This is a genomic window from Achromobacter sp. GbtcB20 (assembly GCF_019091095.1).
Taxonomy (GTDB): domain Bacteria; phylum Pseudomonadota; class Gammaproteobacteria; order Burkholderiales; family Burkholderiaceae_B; genus Achromobacter; species Achromobacter mucicolens.
Genome location: NZ_JAGXJZ010000769.1, coordinates 1 through 246, shown reverse-complemented (window position 1 = coordinate 246; position 246 = coordinate 1). Strand labels below are relative to the sequence as shown.

The window sequence follows — 246 nt, the reverse complement described above, 5'->3', positions numbered from 1 at the left end:
CCCCGCCCTTCGTCGGCGGGCACGCCGCCCCCGCGGCGCTGGCGCGGCCGCAGCGCCCGGCGCCGCCGAACGCCTTCGATCCGCTGGCCGACGAACTCGAAGCGCTCAAGCGCGACGTGGCGCGCAATCACCCGCCGGTCGAGAAGGCGCTCACGCTCCCGTTCGGGGCCGACAAGTGGGGCCACGATGTCCTCAAGAAGACCATCAAGGGCGGCGAGACCTCGATCGTGGTCGGGCTGGTCGCGG

At 74.0% G+C, this 246-nt stretch carries 1 pseudogene; it reads left to right on the top strand.

From position 1 onward, the window contains the following. A pseudogene (locus KVT32_RS31050) lies at positions 1–246 on the top strand (ABC transporter permease); the annotation flags it as partial.